Origin of the sequence: Marinobacter sp. ST-43, from assembly GCF_030541085.1 — a bacterium.
GTDB lineage: Bacteria > Pseudomonadota > Gammaproteobacteria > Pseudomonadales > Oleiphilaceae > Marinobacter > Marinobacter nauticus.
This window is the reverse complement of the sequence record NZ_JASSVO010000001.1, coordinates 318,171-335,999: the sequence shown is the minus strand read 5'-3', so window position 1 is coordinate 335,999 and position 17,829 is coordinate 318,171. Positions and strand designations below refer to the sequence as shown.

16 protein-coding genes are annotated in these 17,829 nt (G+C 58.2%); 5 read left to right on the top strand and 11 right to left on the bottom strand.

Features of this window, described 5'->3' with window-relative positions:
- The first annotated feature begins 66 nt into the window (after positions 1-66).
- The 3 genes from xseA to QPL98_RS01575 all read left to right on the top strand — a co-directional run bounded on the left by xseA (position 67) and on the right by QPL98_RS01575 (position 3,957).
- On the top strand, positions 67-1,446 hold the full coding sequence (xseA, locus tag QPL98_RS01585) for an exodeoxyribonuclease VII large subunit (protein WP_206769661.1): 1,380 nt from the start codon (positions 67-69) through the stop codon (positions 1,444-1,446).
- A gap of 62 nt (positions 1,447-1,508) precedes the next feature.
- A complete protein-coding gene (locus QPL98_RS01580) occupies positions 1,509-3,434 on the top strand; it encodes a propionyl-CoA synthetase (protein ID WP_273030149.1) in 1,926 nt (641 codons plus the stop codon).
- 313 nt (positions 3,435-3,747) lie between these two features.
- The gene (locus QPL98_RS01575; RefSeq protein WP_011785214.1) at positions 3,748-3,957 is read left to right on the top strand and encodes a cold-shock protein; all 210 of its coding nucleotides are present in this window, start codon (positions 3,748-3,750) and stop codon (positions 3,955-3,957) included.
- A 100-nt stretch (positions 3,958-4,057) separates the two neighbouring features.
- Here the strand turns inward: QPL98_RS01575 and leuA are convergent, their stop codons facing one another.
- Positions 4,058-5,752 carry a 2-isopropylmalate synthase gene (leuA, locus tag QPL98_RS01570; protein WP_278350051.1) on the bottom strand — a complete coding sequence of 565 codons (1,695 nt, stop codon included), beginning with the start codon at positions 5,750-5,752 and terminating at the stop codon, positions 4,058-4,060.
- Positions 5,753-5,894: 142 nt separating this feature from the next.
- Here leuA and QPL98_RS01565 point away from each other — a divergent pair, with 142 nt between their 5' ends.
- A complete protein-coding gene (locus QPL98_RS01565) occupies positions 5,895-6,392 on the top strand; it encodes an Lrp/AsnC family transcriptional regulator (RefSeq protein WP_278350050.1) in 498 nt (165 codons plus the stop codon).
- Here QPL98_RS01565 and QPL98_RS01560 read toward each other — a convergent pair.
- Positions 6,380-7,003 (bottom strand): TetR/AcrR family transcriptional regulator, encoded by a 624-nt coding sequence (locus QPL98_RS01560; protein ID WP_278350049.1) that lies wholly within the window; start codon positions 7,001-7,003, stop codon positions 6,380-6,382. The genes QPL98_RS01565 and QPL98_RS01560 overlap by 13 nt on opposite strands.
- A gap of 126 nt (positions 7,004-7,129) precedes the next feature.
- Between QPL98_RS01560 and QPL98_RS01555 the strand changes: the two genes are divergently transcribed.
- Positions 7,130-8,863: a proline--tRNA ligase gene (locus QPL98_RS01555; protein ID WP_278350048.1), complete on the top strand. Its 1,734-nt coding sequence runs from the start codon at positions 7,130-7,132 to the stop codon at positions 8,861-8,863.
- Between the two features lie 65 nt (positions 8,864-8,928).
- Here the strand turns inward: QPL98_RS01555 and murB are convergent, their stop codons facing one another.
- The 9 genes from murB to QPL98_RS01510 form a co-directional block, all read right to left on the bottom strand.
- A complete protein-coding gene (gene murB, locus QPL98_RS01550; protein ID WP_011785219.1) occupies positions 8,929-9,960 on the bottom strand; it encodes a UDP-N-acetylmuramate dehydrogenase in 1,032 nt (343 codons plus the stop codon).
- Positions 9,957-10,436, bottom strand: coding sequence for a low molecular weight protein-tyrosine-phosphatase (locus tag QPL98_RS01545; RefSeq protein WP_011785220.1), 480 nt, complete (start codon positions 10,434-10,436; stop codon positions 9,957-9,959). The genes murB and QPL98_RS01545 overlap by 4 nt, the downstream gene beginning before the upstream one ends.
- Entirely contained in the window at positions 10,429-11,214 is a 786-nt protein-coding gene (kdsB, locus tag QPL98_RS01540; RefSeq protein WP_011785221.1) for a 3-deoxy-manno-octulosonate cytidylyltransferase, read from the bottom strand. Before kdsB ends, QPL98_RS01545 begins: the two co-directional genes overlap by 8 nt.
- Positions 11,215-11,234: 20 nt before the next feature.
- Positions 11,235-11,423 carry a Trm112 family protein gene (locus QPL98_RS01535; RefSeq protein WP_011785222.1) on the bottom strand — a complete coding sequence of 63 codons (189 nt, stop codon included), beginning with the start codon at positions 11,421-11,423 and terminating at the stop codon, positions 11,235-11,237.
- A complete protein-coding gene (gene lpxK, locus QPL98_RS01530; protein ID WP_303292489.1) occupies positions 11,416-12,477 on the bottom strand; it encodes a tetraacyldisaccharide 4'-kinase in 1,062 nt (353 codons plus the stop codon). Before lpxK ends, QPL98_RS01535 begins: the two co-directional genes overlap by 8 nt.
- Positions 12,474-14,243, bottom strand: coding sequence for a lipid A export permease/ATP-binding protein MsbA (msbA, locus tag QPL98_RS01525; protein ID WP_278350046.1), 1,770 nt, complete (start codon positions 14,241-14,243; stop codon positions 12,474-12,476). The genes lpxK and msbA overlap by 4 nt, the downstream gene beginning before the upstream one ends.
- On the bottom strand, positions 14,243-14,668 hold the full coding sequence (locus QPL98_RS01520) for a biopolymer transporter ExbD (protein WP_014421240.1): 426 nt from the start codon (positions 14,666-14,668) through the stop codon (positions 14,243-14,245). Before QPL98_RS01520 ends, msbA begins: the two co-directional genes overlap by 1 nt.
- 5 nt (positions 14,669-14,673) lie before the next feature.
- Positions 14,674-15,300, bottom strand: a complete 627-nt coding sequence (locus QPL98_RS01515; protein ID WP_014421239.1) for a MotA/TolQ/ExbB proton channel family protein — start codon at positions 15,298-15,300, stop codon at positions 14,674-14,676.
- A 72-nt stretch (positions 15,301-15,372) separates the two neighbouring features.
- Positions 15,373-17,793, bottom strand: coding sequence for a DNA internalization-related competence protein ComEC/Rec2 (locus QPL98_RS01510; RefSeq protein WP_303292488.1), 2,421 nt, complete (start codon positions 17,791-17,793; stop codon positions 15,373-15,375).
- Positions 17,794-17,829 lie beyond the last annotated feature (36 nt).

The following is a 17,829-nucleotide window of genomic DNA, read 5'->3' as shown; positions in this document are numbered from 1 at the left end:
TTTTGCCATTTGGTTGCATCTTTTTGAATTTCCGTTATTTTTGGCCATCTCTTTCGGCTATTGCTTATGAATAATCCTGGAGCCCGCCCTGTGAGCACCCCCTATCCGGACACCCGCCCACGAGCACTCACAGTCAGTGAGCTCAACCACCAGGCGCGCCACCTGCTGGAATCAAGCTTTATGCAGGTCTGGGTTGAGGGGGAACTCTCCGGCTTTTCCAGACCATCCTCCGGGCACTGGTATTTCTCGCTCAAAGATCAGAAATGCCAGATCCGGTGTGCCATGTTCCGTGGCGCCAACCAGCGGATCCGCACCCTGCCCCGGGAAGGAGACCAGATCCGGATTCGCGGCAAGGTGACCCTGTACGAGAACCGCGGGGATTTCCAGATCATCGTGGAACACCTCGAACCCGCCGGCCTGGGTGCGCTCCAGCAAGCTTTTGAGGCACTCAAAGCGAGACTCCAGAGTGAAGGCCTGTTTGATCCGGCCCGAAAGAAACCGATTCCCGCCACGCCCAGGCATATTGGTGTGATCACCTCACCAACTGGCGCCGCCATTCACGATATCCTGACGGTACTCAAGCGACGTTGCCCGGCTATTCCGATCACGCTCTATCCCACCGCCGTTCAGGGCCAGGCGGCCACCGCAGATATCGTCCAGGCCATTGACCGTGCTCAACGGCACGGTCTCGCTGACGTCCTGATCATCGGCCGTGGTGGCGGCTCCCTGGAAGACTTGTGGTGCTTCAACGAAGAAGCCGTCGCGCGGGCCATTGCCGCCTGCCCCATCCCGACCGTCAGCGCCGTTGGCCATGAGGTCGACGTCACTATTGCTGATTTTGTCGCGGACTTGAGAGCCCCCACGCCGTCGGCCGCCGCTGAGAAGATCTCACCCGACCAGCAGGACTGGCTCCGTCGACTGACCGAACAGCAGGGACGTCTTGGCCAGTCTGCACGCCGCTTATTGCAAAGGCTGGATAACCAGTTGGGGCACCTGTCTGCCCGGCTCCGGGATCCTCGACGGGAACTACTGGAAAAGGCGCAACGCATGGATGAGCTTGAGCTGCGACTGAACAAGGCCATCCGTAACAGACTGGACCAGCAGAAGCAGAAAACCGATTACCTGCTTCAAAGGATGAGCGCGCAATCCCCACGCCGAACCCTGAAAACCGCAAGTGAACAGACCCAACAGCTCGAGGAACGCCTGACACTCGCGGCCCGGCACCTGCTGCGCCAAAAAGACGAGCGATTGCAGCACATTGCACAAACCCTTCATGTGGTCAGCCCCCTGGCCACCCTCGGAAGAGGCTACGCCATCGTCAGGGACGACCAGGGCCGTATTGTTCGCAAGGCCGGCGACCTGGAAACCGGCGATCAGATTACCGCAAGACTTGGACGCGGCTCGGTGTCAGCCCAGGTGACGGAGATCAATTCTTCGTCGGAATAGTGCCGCAGAGCCTGGCAACTACGCCTATGGTCTACTAGCCCCGGATTTCAAAGCTCCTAAAGTTGTCAATAACAACGATAAAACAACAACACGCACAACTGAGGTGGAGCACAATGAGCTACAACTCCGAATTTCGCCGGTCCATTGACCAGCGGGATGATTTCTGGCGCGAGCAGGCGCAGCACATCGACTGGATCAAAGCACCGAATACGATCTGGCGCGCCCTCGACAATGGCCACGGCGAGTGGTTTCCAGACGGGGAACTGAACACCAGCGACGTTGCTCTGGATGCCAATATCCGTGCCGGCCGTGGCGACCAGAAAGCCCTGATTTACGACTCCCCGGTCACCAATACCAAGCAGTCATTTACCTACAACGAACTGCGTGATGAAGTCGCTCTGTTTGCCGGCGCCCTGCGCGCCCGCGGAGTCGAAAAAGGTGACCGCGTCATCATCTACATGCCGATGATTCCTCAGGCAGCCATCGCCATGCTGGCCTGCGCCCGGCTCGGCGCTATCCATTCGGTGGTCTTCGGCGGGTTTGCCGCACACGAACTGGCCGTTCGCATTGAAGATGCCAAGCCCAAGGCCCTGATTACCGCCTCCTGCGGCATCGAAGTTACCAAAGTGATCGAATACAAACCGCTGGTAGACAAGGCCATTGAGCAATCAAGCCACAAACCGGAAGCCTGCGTGGTATTCCAGCGGCCGCAGGTCAAGGCAACCATGCAGGAAGGCCGAGACTTTGACTGGAACGAGATCGTGGCCAACGCCACCCCGGCTGATCCGGTACCCGTCAAGGCCAACGACCCGCTTTATATTCTCTACACCTCCGGTACCACTGGAAAACCCAAAGGTGTTGTCCGTGACAACGGGGGCCATGCCGTTGCTCTCACGTACAGCATGAAGCTGGTTTACGATGCCAAACCCGGCGACGTTTACTGGGCGGCCTCAGATGTTGGCTGGGTGGTGGGCCACAGCTACATTGTTTATGCACCGCTCTTTACCGGCTGCACCACCATTTTTTACGAAGGCAAACCGGTAAAAACCCCGGATGCCGGCGCATTCTGGCGTGTGGTTCAGGATCACAAAGTCAACATGCTGTTTACCGCGCCCACCGCATTCCGTGCAGTGCGCAAGGAAGACCCGGAAGCAGATCAGCTGAGCCGCTACGATGTCTCCTCTCTCAAACGCATCTTCCTGGCCGGCGAGCGCCTGGATCCCCCGACCTACGAATGGCTGAAAGAGCACACCGGGCTGCCCATCCTCGATCACTGGTGGCAGACCGAAACCGGCTGGGCCATTTGCTGCAACCCGGTTGGCATTGAAATGATGACTACCAAACCCGGTTCTGCAACCGTCCCCTCACCCGGCTTCAACGTTCAGGTGGTGGACATGGAAGGCAGCCAGGTGCCGGCGGGCGAACAGGGTCAGATGGCGGTGAAACTGCCGCTGCCCCCAGGCTGCCTGATGACCGTATGGGGCGACGACAAGCGCTTTCAGAACAGCTACCTGAAGCCGATTCCTGGCTTCTACAGCTCAGGCGACGGTGGCTTTATCGATGATGACGGCTACGTCTTCATCATGGGTCGGACGGATGATGTGATCAACGTCGCCGGGCACCGGCTCTCTACCGGCGAGATGGAAGAAGTCGTTGCGTCCCATCCGGCCATCGCGGAATGCTGTGTGGTGGGCGCCCATGACGACATGAAGGGACAGATTCCGGTTGGCCTGGTGCTGATCAAAGATGGCGCCACTATCGACCAGGACGAACTGGAGGAGGAGCTGGTAGAGATGGTTCGCGAGAAGATCGGGGCCATTGCCTGCTTCCGCCGAGCCATCGTCGTTGACCGGTTGCCCAAGACCCGCTCCGGCAAGATCCTGCGCCGGATCATTCGCCAGATTGCCGATGGTGAGGAGTACACGGTACCCAGCACCATCGACGACCCGGCCATACTGGAAGAAATCAGCGAGAAATTCGGTCGCTGATCAAACCTCCATCCGCTGAGCCACACAACACCCGGGGCGCTCTTGATCAAGAGCAGCCCCGGGTTTCACTTTCATTACAACTTATTGTTTTTTATCAATTAAAAAACGCTTGCTGATCATAAAAAAAACAATTGACGCCGTTCAAAGTCGGTCTATACTGAAAATTGCTGTGTACTTCTGCAGCGTTATTTGGCGAATGCGTTACAACGTCCTGCCCTTGGCTTTTCGTTGCCCCTTCCTCAGTGCGCTCCGGATGTCCCAGCTCGAAAGAAGGTCCCGTGAGGGAAAATTATCAGTAAGACAGGAAAGATCGATGTCCGATACCAAAACCGGCCACGTGAAGTGGTTCAACGAATCCAAGGGCTTTGGCTTCATCGCCCAGGAAGGCGGCAGTGACGTTTTCGTTCACTACAGTGCAATCAACGCAAACGGTTTCCGTACTCTGGCCGAAGGTCAGCAGGTGCAGTTCACCGTAACCCAGGGCCCGAAAGGCCCGCAGGCCGAAAACGTAACACCGCTTTAAGCTGTTATGTCAGCGTCCTGATGCCCCTCACGGGCAGAAACAAGAAAGGCCGGCAGTCCCTGGATTGCCGGCCTTTCTGTTGGTAGAAGGGATTATCCGCTCAGACAGTTTCTGCCGCTTCTGCAGAAACAGACTCGGACCGGCTACCATCGAGCACCTGAGCTACCGCCGAGAACAGGGCCTGCAATGTCGCCGAGGTAGTATCTTCCGCCAGGGCTGCCGCGCTGCAGTGCCTGCCATTGGCTGTCAGCCGGATACACGCCAGAGCATTGGCATTGGTACCTTCGCCCAGCGCGTACTCATCATAGGCTTCGACCGCCACCGAGACCCCAAACTGCCTGGACAGTGCGTCGGAAACCGCCTCCACGGCTCCCAGCCCTCGACCTTCCAGGGTAGCCGGAGCAGCATCACCACCGACAACTACCTCGGCCCGCACGCCATTATCATCCCGATGCAGGTCGTAGGAGCGAAGAGCCCAGTCGCTGTGCACTTTCAGATAACGCTCTTCAAACAGACGGTGGATAGTATGTGAATCGATCTCTCCACCATTGGTTTCAGCTTCGTGCTGGACCACCTTGCTGAATTCGATCTGCAGCCACCGCGGCAGAGTAATATCGTAGTCCCGCTCGAGTACGTAAGCGACACCGCCTTTGCCGGACTGACTGTTGATACGAACCACTTCCTCGTACCGGCGGCCGACATCGAATGGATCGATGGGCAGGTAAGCCACGTTCCAGGCATCGCCCTCTTTCCGACGGGAGAGACACTTGCGAATGGCGTCCTGATGGCTGCCGGAGAAAGCGGTAAAGACCAGCTCACCAGCATAGGGATGACGCGGATGAGTGGAAATTTCGGTGCACGCCTCCACCACTTCGGTGATTTCGGCCATGCCGGACAGATCCAGGGTAGGGTCAATCCCCTGGGAATACAGGTTCATGGCCATGGTGACCAGGTCCATGTTACCGGTGCGCTCGCCGTTGCCCATCAAGGTACCTTCCACCCGGTCTGCACCCGCCATCACGCCAAGTTCGGCAGCTGCCACCGCGCAGCCCCGGTCATTGTGGGTATGCAGGCTGATGCTGATGTGCTCCCGGTAGCGAATGTTGTCGCAGATCCACTCCACCTGGTCTGCGAACACATTGGGCGTTGCCATTTCAACGGTCGCCGGCAGGTTAATGATGACCGGCTGGCCCTGGTCCGGGCGCCAGACATCGTTGACGGCATCAATCACACTGGCAGCAAAATCCAGCTCCGTGCCGGTAAAGCTCTCCGGGGAATACTGGAAGGTCCACTCTGTGTCCGGATAGCGAGCAGCGATATCCCGCACGATAGTGGCGCCACGTACCGCGATATCGCGAATACCTTCCCGGTCAAGACCAAACACCTGCTCCCGCTGCACGGTAGAGGTGGAATTGTAGACGTGCACAATCGCCCGTTTGGCGCCCTCAAGGGCCTGATAAGTCCGCTCGATCAATTCCGGCCGAGCCTGGGTCAGGACCTGGATCTTTACATCATCCGGAATCCGGTTTTCTTCGATCAGCTTGCGGCAGAAATCAAAGTCCGGCTGGCTGGCTGCCGGGAATCCGATTTCGATCTCCTTGAAACCCAGCTTGACCAGCAAATCAAACAAACGCTGCTTCTGGGCAACAGACATGGGTTTGACCAGGGCCTGGTTGCCGTCCCGAAGATCTACAGCGCACCAGACCGGGGCTTTCTGGATAACCTGATCGGGCCAGCGACGGTCTTTCTTGGCGACCGGCTGGAAAGCAACGTATTTGCGATGGTCAAAAGCCATGATGAAAATTCCTTCCGATATCAGACAGTGATTGGAACACACACAGTGTAAAGGCTAGAGCGAGCTATTTGGTTGCCATTTTCTGGCCGCAACACCAAATAATGCCATATAATTTCAGAAAACCTCCAACAAGAGACAGAAAATGCCTGTTACAGAGAAAACGCTTGTCAAAATTGACAAGCTCGACCGAAAAATCCTCGAACAATTGCAAAAAGACGGCTCCCTGACCAATCAGCAGCTGGCCGAGAAAGTCGGGCTATCCCCCTCTCCCTGCCTGCGCCGGGTTCGTGCCCTTGAGGAGGCCGGCATTATCGTGCGGACGGTCACTATTCTGGATCACAAAAAACTGGGACTGTCGCTCACCGCCATCATTCTCATTGGCATGGACCGGCATACACCAGAGCGCTTTGCGGCGTTTGAGGAACAGGTGGGTGAGTATCCTGAGGTTCAGGAGTGTTATCTGATCACTGGTCAGAGCGCGGATTACATGCTCAAAGTGGTCGTGCCGGATATGGACCACTACCACCACTTTCTGTTGAACCGGATAACCCGCATTCCCGGTGTCAGCGGCGTTCACTCCAGCTTTGTTCTGCGGCGGGTCATCGACAGCACTGCCCTGCCGCTGGGTTACCTGTCCTGAGCCACCAGGTTGTCCAGGTAAGCACGGGCCATGGTTTTCATTTCCTGTACCAACAATACGCCCTGCTCATCCGGCAGGGTGGCCGCCAGCCGAAGAATCGTGCCGGCAGAACGGGGTAACAGCAAACTGGCTGTCCAGCGGCGATCTGCAGGCAAATCGGGATACTCCTCCTGCAGACGGGCATCCAGATCCCGGGCATTGCTGTAGAGTTCGCGAAGATCCAGCTCCCTCAGTTCCGGCATGGCTTCCACGCCACTCCAGATGGCGGAATAGGCGGGCTCCGTTCGGTAGAAGTCGTAAAACAGATCGATCAGAACATCCACCGCATCGCTCAGACTCAGTTGCGGCAGCCTGGCCCGCAACGCCTGCTCCATCTTCTCAACGTGACGCTCCGCAATGGCATGAACAATCGCTGCTTTATTCGGGAAATAGCGGTAAAGCGATGCCAGAGACATACCGGACTGCCGGGCAATGGCCGACATACTGGTACTGTCGACGCCCTGCTCGTGAAAGATCCCGGCGGCATGGTGCAGTATGGTGTTCACCCGTTCCCGGCTGCGAGCCTGAACCGGGCGCCGGCGGGGTGACACATCGATGGATTCGTCAGTCATTATCTGTACCTTGTGATGCAGGCTCCGTACAATAACGCCCACTCTACGACAATGAAAGGCTGTGGCGGGCATCCCGCCTTGCCAATTAGTCTGACTCCCACTTTTCTGATGACAGCGGAAGACACGATGCGAGCGAGCCGTTACCTGATAGCTACCCAGAAAGAGACCCCTTCCGACGCCGAGATTATCAGCCACCAGCTGATGCTGCGGGCGGGCATGATCCGTAAACTGGCCGCCGGCCTTTATACCTGGTTGCCTTTAGGGTTGCGCACCCTGCGCAAGGTGGAGCGAATCGTCCGTGAAGAAATGGACAAGAGCGGTGCCCAGGAAGTTCTGATGCCGGCGGTACAACCCGCCGAGTTGTGGCAGGAATCCGGGCGCTGGGAACAGTACGGCGGTGAACTCCTGCGCCTGAACGACCGCCATGGCCGGGATTTCTGCTTCGGCCCCACCCACGAGGAAGTCATCACTGATCTGATCCGGAACGAGCTGAAAAGCTACAAGGAGCTGCCGGCCAATTTCTACCAGATCCAGACCAAGTTCCGCGATGAGCGCCGCCCCCGGTTTGGTGTGATGCGCGCCCGCGAGTTCATCATGAAGGATGCCTACTCCTTCCATCTGAACGCGGAATCCCTGGATGAAACCTACAAGGTCATGCACCAGACCTACTGCAACATTTTCGACCGTCTGGGGCTCGACTATCGTCCGGTACAGGCGGACTCCGGTTCCATCGGTGGCAGTTCATCCCATGAATTCCACGTCCTGGCCTCGTCTGGTGAAGACGCCATCGTGTTCAGCACCAGCGGTGACTACGCCGCCAACATCGAAAAAGCCGAAGCAGTGGCACCGGCCGGTGAGCGCCCTGCCCCCGGCGAAGAACTGAAAGAAGTTCATACCCCGGGACAACGCACCATCGACGCCGTTTCCCAGTTCCTCGGCATGCCGGCTGAGCGCAGCGTAAAAACGCTGCTGGTGAAGGCAGAGGCGGATGAAAATGGTGAATCCGGCCTGGTGGCCCTGATTCTGCGCGGCGATCACACCCTGAATGAGATCAAGGCAGAGAACCTTCCCGGCATTGCCGAGCCGCTGACCATGGCAACCGACGAGGAAATCGAGAAAGCCATCGGCTGCAAGCCAGGCTCCATCGGCCCGGTCAAGCTGCCGGTACCGGTTATCGTGGATCGCAGCGCTGCCCACCTGGCAGACTTTGTCTGCGGTGCCAACAAGGATGACTATCATCTGACCGGCGTGAACTGGGGGCGTGATGCAGAGATCAGCCGTGTGGAAGACCTTCGCAATGTGGTCGAGGGCGATGCCAGCCCGGATGGGAACGGCACACTGGAGATCCGTCGCGGTATTGAAGTTGGCCACATTTTCAAGCTGGGCAACAAGTACAGCAAGGCCATGAACGCCTCGGTTCTGGATGAACACGGCAAGACTTCGATAATGGAAATGGGCTGCTATGGTATTGGCGTTTCCCGCATCGTCGCGGCGTCCATCGAGCAGAACCACGACGAGAAGGGCATCATCTGGCCGGATGCCATCGCACCGTTCGAGGTGGCCATTGTTACCCTGAATGGCCACAAATCTCCGGTGGTGGCCGAGGCTGGCGACAAACTGTACGAACAGCTTCGCCAGGCCGGTTACGATGTCCTGCTGGACGACCGTAACGAACGCCCGGGTGTGAAATTCGCCGATATGGAGCTGATTGGTATCCCCCACCGCTTCGTGGTCTCAGAACGCGGCCTGAGCGCAGGAACCCTGGAATACAAGGGTCGGCGGGACGAGGAAAAACAGGATATTCCTGTTGACGAGGCTCTGTCGTTCCTGGTGAAGGCGTCGCCCAAAGGCGGCCTGTAACCCTGAACCAAATTCACCGGAAGGCTGTTCCCGGCCTTCCGGTGTCTTGACGACGTCTCCGCAGATCAGGCGTTGCCCACAATCCCCGGTTCCATCTCCAGCTCAACGCCGAATTTCTCAAGCACAGACTGGCGCACGTCATCAGCCAGGGACAGTACATCCTGGCCGGTTCCACCGGAATGATTGATCAGTACCAACGCCTGGCGGTTGTGAACCCCGACCCGACTGTTGCGAAACCCCTTCCATCCGGCCTGGTCAATAAGCCATGCAGCCGCCAGTTTGACCTGACTATCCGCGGGATAGGACACAACATCCGGAAACCGGGCCTGAAGCCCCCGAAACTGAGTCAATCCTATAACCGGGTTTTTGAAGAAACTGCCCACATTCGGCAATACCGCAGGATCCGGCAGTTTGCGATGACGGACAGCCATCACGGCCTCGGCCACCGCCAGGGGTGTTAACTCAGCCTCGTTAACGTCGCCAAAGTAATCCTGAAGATCCCGATAGCCGATATTCAAAGACGCATCGCGGGACAACCGGAGCCGGATTTCAAGAATGATGTAGCAGCCCGGCCGGTGCTTGAACAGGCTGTCGCGATAGCCGAACTCGCAGGCGCTTGCGGGCAGGTTTTCTACCTCCAGAGTCTGGCGGTTCAGTACCGTGACACTCTCCAGACAGTCACACAACTCGGTGCCATAAGCCCCGATGTTCTGTACCGGGGCGGCGCCGGCCGTGCCCGGGATCAACGCCAGGTTCTCGATCCCGCGATAACCGGAGCGGGCGGCATAAAGCACAGCCTCGTGCCAGTTCTCGCCGGCTTTCAAGACCAATACCGCACCATGATCATCTACCCGCTCCCAACTTCGGCCACGCAATGCCATCAGGATGACCAGGCCGGGATAATCGCCGGCAAACACCAGATTACTGCCACCGCCAAGTACCAGAACGGACTGTTCATGGTCATCGGCCCAGCAAAGCGCCTGTTTGAGCTGCACCGCGTTTTCGACTTCAACCAGGTATCGGGCCGTTGCAGGCACAGCCAGGGTATTCAACCTCTGAAGGCTGGCCCGCTCCTGAATCTCCAGAGCCTGACTCAAGCCAGCCGCCTCCGGATTTCTTCCAGAAGGCCGGAACTTGCGTCGTGAATCAGATCAAGCACGTGTTCAAAGCCATCCTCTCCGCCGTAGTAGGGGTCCGGTACCTCGGCCAGCCGAGAGCCCCCGAAGTCCAGAAACAGTCGGGGTTCGGTACCGCCATTCTGGTGCCAGACCTCACGAACGTCGGCAAGATTGGACCGATCCATCACCAATACATAGTCAAACTGGTCCAGATCTTCCGCACGGAACTGGCGGGCGCGCAGGTCGCTGATATCGATACCACGGCGCGCCGCGGCGGCAGTTGCCCGCTCGTCCGGGGATTTACCGATATGCCAGCTGCCGGTGCCGCAGGAATCAATATGCAGTCTGTCTAACAGGCCATGTTCCTGGGCGAGGTGACGGAAAACTCCCTCGGCACTGGGAGAGCGACAGATATTGCCCAGACAAACAAACAGCACGCTTACACGATCAGCCACGGGCACCCCCTTTTTCCATCAGCGCCCGTAGACGGGCCAGATCCTCTTCGGTATCCACCCCGGGGGCCGGTGGCCGGTCCGCCACATCCACATGAATCAGAGCACCGTTATAAAGTGCTCGCAACTGTTCCAGGGATTCCACCCGCTCGGTAGGGGCCGGCAGCCAGGTAACGAACTCACTGAGCACACTGGCTCGATAGCCATAGATACCAATGTGCCGGAAATAGCCAATGCCATCCGGAAGGTCCACATCCTGGGTAGCCGCCCCCGCCGGCCAGAAGTCCCTGGCCCAGGGAATCGGAGCCCGACTGAAGTAATGAGCCATGCCCCGGGCATCGAACACCACTTTCACAACATTGGGATTGAACACCTGGCGGGCATCGTGAATCCGCTCGCACAGCGTTGCGATGGCGGCCTCCTGGTACTGCTCAAGGTTATCGGCAACCTGATTGATCAGTTCGGGCGGTATCAGAGGCTCGTCCCCCTGAACGTTGACCACCCGATGATCCGGATCCAGCTGCAGCTTCCTCGCCACTTCCTCAAGGCGGTCTGTGCCACTGGCATGATTGGGCGAGGTCATGATGACTTCAGCACCAAAACCGCGACACGCCTCTTCGATACGGGCATCGTCGGTCGCGACCACCACGCGGCTGGCGCGGCTCTCATTGGCCCGCTCGCAGACATGCTGAATCATCGGCTTGCCGGCAATCATGGCCAGAGGCTTGCCGGGCAAACGGGTAGAGGCATATCGGGCGGGAATGACAACGGTAAATGACATGGTTGCGTCCTGCGGGTGACTCAGTGTTTGTCGAGGCGCTCGTCCGTGCTGAGGGTGCGGGCTTCAACCGCCAGCATAACCGGAATCCCCTCACGAATGGGGAACGCCATGGCATCCTGGTAGCAGATCAACTCGGTACGGGCGTCGTTGAGCTTGAGCTCTCCCTTGCACACCGGGCAGGCCAGCATGGCCAGCAGTTTCTTATCCATGGTTCGATTCCTCGCTGATATCAGTTTGCAACTGGCCAGAGCTGGCTCTGAGCCGTTCCAGAAAATGCTGTTCAAAAGGTTCCGACAACCGGGCCTGAACCGTCAAGACCCAGGCGTTGTCCGGCGCAAAGCCATGGCACTTCACCGCATCCTTGGCCGTCATCACCAACCATTCAAGAGCACCGGACGCCAGGTCTTCGGGGCGAAAATGATGATGGTCGGGAAAGGGAACTTCATTCACGTGGGCGCCAAGGTTCCGGAGGGTTTCGAAAAATCGACCGGGATTACCAATACCCGCTACTGCCCGTACCGGCTTGCCTTTGAGCTGCTCCGGAGACAGGGTCTCACCGGAATTCAGGTTCACCAGAGCCGAAGGCACCAGCTCCATGGCATGAATCTCCGGATGATCAACGCCGGCAAAACTCTCTATGGTCTCTCCGGCCTCAGGAAACTCAGCTCCGTTAAGAACGACAAAGTCGACACTGTTCAAGCGCTCAACCGGCTCCCTCAGCGGGCCTACCGGAATGATGGCACCATTTCCGGTACCGCGCCGGGCATCGAATACAGCCAGTTCGATATCCCGGGGCAGGCGGTAGTGTTGCAGGCCATCATCACAGATCAACACATCGCCCAGGCCATTCTCCAGCGCCCAACGGGCCCCTCGACAGCGATCCGGGTCCACTACAACGGGGCATCCGGTGGCCCGGGCCAGCATCAGAGGCTCATCACCACAGACACCCGCCGGGGTCCCGTCAGCGACCAGCAAGGGATACTGAGAACTCTTACCACCGTAGCCACGGCTGAGAATCACCGGTTTCCAGCCGTGTTGATTCATGCACTGAACCAGACTGGCAGTGAGAGGTGACTTACCAGTGCCGCCAGCGGTGATATTGCCCACCACCACAACCGGGACCGGCAGCAATTCGTTTCGCGCATGCCAGGCCTTTCGGCGCCTGGCCTCAGACACCGCCCGATATAACCAGGCCAGTGGTGTGAGCAGTGCAAGAGGCCTGCCTTGCCCGTACCAAAGCCGGTCAACCAGGCTGGTGCTCATGCGTGCTCGCTGAACTGAATCTGATGCAGCTGGGCATATGCCCCACCCGCAGCCAACAGCTCACCATGACTTCCGGACTCAACAATGCGGCCATTGTCCATGACCAGAATCCGGTCGGCCTTCTCGATGGTGGATAGCCTGTGTGCGATCACCAGCGTGGTACGGCCCTGCATAACCGTTTCCAGCGCTTCCTGAATATGGCGTTCGGATTCTGTATCCAGCGCCGATGTCGCCTCATCCAGAATGAGAATTGGGGCGTCCTTGAGGATGGCCCGCGCAATCGCAAGACGCTGGCGCTGGCCACCGGAAAGCATCACACCATTGTCGCCAATCATGGTGTCGAGCCCTTCCGGCATGCGGTTGATAAACTCTAGCGCGTGGGCCTTTTCAGCCGCTTCCATAATTTCTTCCCGGCTGCAGTCGCGCAGGGAACCGTAGGCAATGTTGGCGGCGATGGTATCGTTGAACAGCACCACGTTCTGGTTCACCAGAGCAATCTGGGCACGCAGGGACTGAAGCGAAAACTCCTTCAGTTCATGGTCATCAATGCGGATAGCTCCCCCGGTGTACTCGTAGAAACGGGGTAACAGGCTGACCATGGTCGACTTACCACTGCCTGACCGGCCCACCAGTGCGACACTCTGGCCGGCTGGAATATCGATGGTTATCCCTTCAAGCACATTGTCGAGCTGATCCCGGTATCGGAAAGACACCTGGTCAAATGTGATGTCGCCTTTGACCCGCTGCGGGTTGTAGGGGCCCTGGTCCTCTTCCGGCTTTTCATCCATGGTCTCGAACACATCAAACGCAGCCGCCACACCCTTCTGAATCTTGGCGTGTACGGACGTAACCTGACGAATGGGCTTGGCCATGGTCGTCGCCGCGGTAATGAACGCAATCAGCTGACCAGTCGACATCTCACCCCGAATCTCCGGCGCAAGCATGGTCCACACCAGCGCGGCGATAGCAAAAGCCACCAGCACCTGAATGACCGGGACACTGATCGCCTGAGTAGAAGCCATTTTCAGGCTCTGTTTCAGGTTTCGGGCACTAACCTCACGAAACCGCTCCCGTTCATAATCTTCGCCTCCGAAGGTGCGCACCACCCGGTATCCGGTGATCGACTCGGAGGCCACATGGGTGATATCGCCCATGGAGCCCTGAATACGCTTACTGATTCGACGAAACCGTTTGCTGGCATAATTCACTACCAGACCAATGACCGGACCGGCAGTAAGAAAAATCAGGGTCAACTTCCAGTTGGTGTACAGCATGAAGCCGAGCAGACCCAGTATGGTCAGCCCTTCGCGAAGGGTGATAGTCACCGCATTGGTCGCAGCATCAGCGACCTGCTCAACGTTAAAGGTGAGCTTCGAGACCAGACGCCCGGATGCATTTTCATCATAGTATCGGGACGGCAAAGACATCAGGCGATCAAACACATCGTTGCGCAAGGCGTTGATCACGTTGCGCCCGACGTAGCTGATAAAATACTGGCTGAAAAACGTACCAACGCCTCTGAAGGCAAAAACACCCACGATCAGCCCGGTCAGCAACATCCGGTTCTGGTCGGACGGATTCTCGATCGCCGTGATCACATATTCCATCGCCGCGGCCATCCCGGTGGATGCAGCGGCGTAAATGATGTTTCCGAACACGGCGAGGGAGAACGCAAACCAGAAAGGCTTGACGTACTTGAGCAGGCGTTTGTAGGTGGTCCAGCTACCGGCAGGTGGCGTCTTGAGCGGCTCCGGCCTTGTCTGCATCACTGGCTTTCAGCCTCCCGCTCTGTGGTTATGCTCAGCTTGGCAAACCCCAGGCGACCGGCAACATCCATGGCCCGCACCACAAATTCATGGGGGGTTTGGGCGTCTGCAGTGATGATGAACGGCAGGCTGTTGTCGCCTTCGGCCAGCTCACTGACGCCACGCTCGAGGGTTTCCCGGCGATTGTTAACCAGTGGTCGGTCGTTCAGAAAGTACTGGCCCTCGGCATTGATCACCACATCAATCTGCCGGACCTCAGACGGAGCTGCCGGCTCTGCACTGGCTTCCGGAAGCTCCACCTGCAGATGACTCTCCCGGGTAAATGTGGTCGACACCATGAAGAAAATCAGCAGCAGGAACACCACATCAATCAGTGGCGTCAGATCTACCCCGACTTCCTGGCTTCGTTGGCGCTTGAACTTCACGGTGTTCAGGCTCCTTCAACGTCGATTTCGCGGTCTCCGTGGACCACTTCCACCAGTTTGATGGCTTCCTGCTCCATGTTGACCACCAATTCGTCTACGCGACGGATGAAATAGCGGTGACAGATCAGAGCAGGAATGGCGACACTCAGGCCAGCCGCAGTGGTGATCAATGCCTCGGAAATGCCTCCGGCCAGGTTGCCGGCATTGCCGACGCCGGCCAACTGGATTTCGGCAAACACTTTGATCATGCCGATAACGGTACCCAAAAGGCCCAACAGTGGCGTGATGGTGGCGATAGTGCCCAGGGGATTCAGAAAACGCTCCAGCTCATGGATAACCTGGCTGGCCTCGTGTTCGATGCTTTCTTTCATGATCTCGCGACCATGTTTGGCGTTGATCAGGCCGCCGGCGAGAATCCGGCCAAGTGGCGAAGATGCCTGCAAGGCTTTCAGCTTGCGACCGTTAAGCTCTTTTTTCTTGATCCAGCGCCAGAGTTCGTTAATAGACTGCGGGGGCGCGACCCGAGAGGCCCGCAAGGTCCAGATTCGTTCCAGAATGATGGCAAGTGCCAGGATGGAACAGGCAACAATGGGCACCATCAGGATGCCACCGGCTTTCAACAGCTCGAACACGCTTGATCTCCCTGATTAGTTACAAGCCGCGCTACTTTAGCATAGCTGTCGGTGCAGGCCACACCCGGATTGTCACGGTATTTTACATTCACTCCTGGCAAGCCCCGGAGACGCTATCCAGAAAGGCTGTGTCTGCCAGAGCTCACTTATAAGCAGGCCTGAATCTGCGAACCTGAGTGTGATCTGGCCGGAGCAGGCCGTGTTCAATGGCACGGCACCACTGGCGCGGTACCGACCGCTTACTTCCGGATGCGGATGCCCGAAATGGTGCCGGTAGCCCGCCGTATAGATCACCTGATCAGGCGCCACCGCCTGTACCCAGCGTGTTGAAGATGAAGTTTTGCTGCCATGGTGTGGCGCCAGCACCACCCGCTGCGCAACGCGGTTCTCAAGCCACTCTGGGCCGCCGCCACCGAGCATCAGTTGCTCAACCTTCCGGCTGATGTCCCCGGTCAATACGAAATCGCTGTTGCTGGACGGGTGGTACACGCGTATCACGCACGAAGCGTCATTCCCGTCCGCAGGCAACGGATTTTGCCACAGCGACATCACCAGACCCGGCCACCGGATATTCCCCTGGCGACAACCTTCCACCGTCACCGGCACCCGCCCGGTAATAAGAGCAGGCTCTCCGGAAATCACCCTTTTGATCGCGAAGTGCTCAGACAACGTCTCGAGACCGCCGGCGTGGTCATTATCCGCATGGCTCAAGACCAGCAGATCAATAACCTCGACGCCCATTGCCCGAAGATTCGGCACCAGCACCGAATCGGCGGCGGAGTAGACGCCCGTAACTTCGGGCCCGGTGTCATACACCATCACCCGGCCACCGGCGCGAATCACAACCGACAGCCCCTGCCCCACATCCAACACCCGGACTTCAGGTGCCCGTGCGACGGAATTGCCTGCTCCCGTACCTGACCAGGGAACACTGAGCAACAGGAAGGTAACGCCCAGCAATGCCCGCCATCGCCAGTCCCTCCAGCGAATCCCCCAAAGCGCCAGCAACGCCAAACCCGCTGCCAATGGCAGCGGCAGAGGCTGCATCTGTCCTGCCGGGAACCGGGCCACCAGCTCCAGCCACCACCATAGCGCCCCCAGGACAAGGTCAAACCCGGCCGACACCCAGGGCAGGAGCCACCCCCCGGAAAAAAGGGCGATGATGGCCCCCAGGAACAGTACCGGCATGACGGAAAAAGACACCCAGGGCACCGCCAATAGATTGGCCGCGAAGCCTGCAAAAGGTTGGCCCTGATGCACCAGCATCAACATTGGCCACAACCCGACAAAGACCGCCAACTGGGCTATCAACAAAGCCGACAACCAGCCCGACGAACCCAGACGCCCTGAAAATACCGCCAGCAGCACCCCGACAGCGCCAAAAGACAACCAGAAACCCTGGTCCAGAGGCGCAAACGGATCCATCAGAAGCACCACTGCCAGAGCCAGCACAAAGGGTCGCCAGCCGCTCTGCTGTCTTGCCTTGAGCAGATACCAGCCGCCGGCAACCACCATCACCAGGGCCCGCCGGGTTGGTACGGTAAAACCGGCCAATAGCGAATAGACAAGGCAGCTGAGAACAACCACCAGAAAAACCAGAGAACGCCGGCCCTGCTCACTCAGACCACCAACCGGCAGCAATAGCAAACCCCAGCGCGCCAACAGACCAACTCCGACCGCCACCAGACCGAGATGCAAACCGGAAATAGCCACCAGATGAATGGTGCCGGTCGACTTAAGTACCTGCCAGTGATGATCTTCCAGAGAACCCCGGTTACCCATTAGCAGAGACGCAATCAGGGGGTAGTATTCCGCTTCACCAAACCAACGCTGCAACTTCTTTGATGCTCGCCAGTGCCAGGCGTGGTACTGACATTGCAGTGCGCATACCAGCTCCGGTGCAGCAGATACCCGTTTGACGGAACCGGTCGCCCGATAACCGTGGCGGAACAACCAGTCTTCGTAGCGAAACCCTACTGGATTGAGGTTACCGTGAGGTCGCTTGAGAGAGACCTCCAGTGTCAGGCGATGGTCGGGTAGCCTGCGCCCCTCCCTGCCGTACCAGGATAGTCGGAGGACGCGGGGCAAGTTGTCATCTACCGACACGCCAGGTATCTGCCAGTTCAAGACACAGAATCCGAATCTCAGACTGTCAAAGCTTCCCGGCGTCGGCAAATCACAGAGATAGCCGGAAACCACAATGCGCTTGGCTTCCCACTCCGAAGGCAGGCGTTCGGCCAGTCTAATATCGGCATTCCAGCCGGCCCAGACCAGCCCCAGCATCGCAGCAACCACCACGGGGCCGAGCCTCTGTATGCACTGGCATCGACAGGCCACAGCCAGCAACATTAACCCAACGAGCACAAACAGCCATGGATATGGTGGCAAGGTTGCGAGCCGATACAGTAAGATAACGCCGCAAGAGAAGGCGAGAATGCTGGCGAGTCCAACACCGAGCCTGCGGACCCGGTTGGAAACTGGGTTTTCGGACAATCCTTGTCCTCCGATTTTCGATAGCGCTGGCAGCCT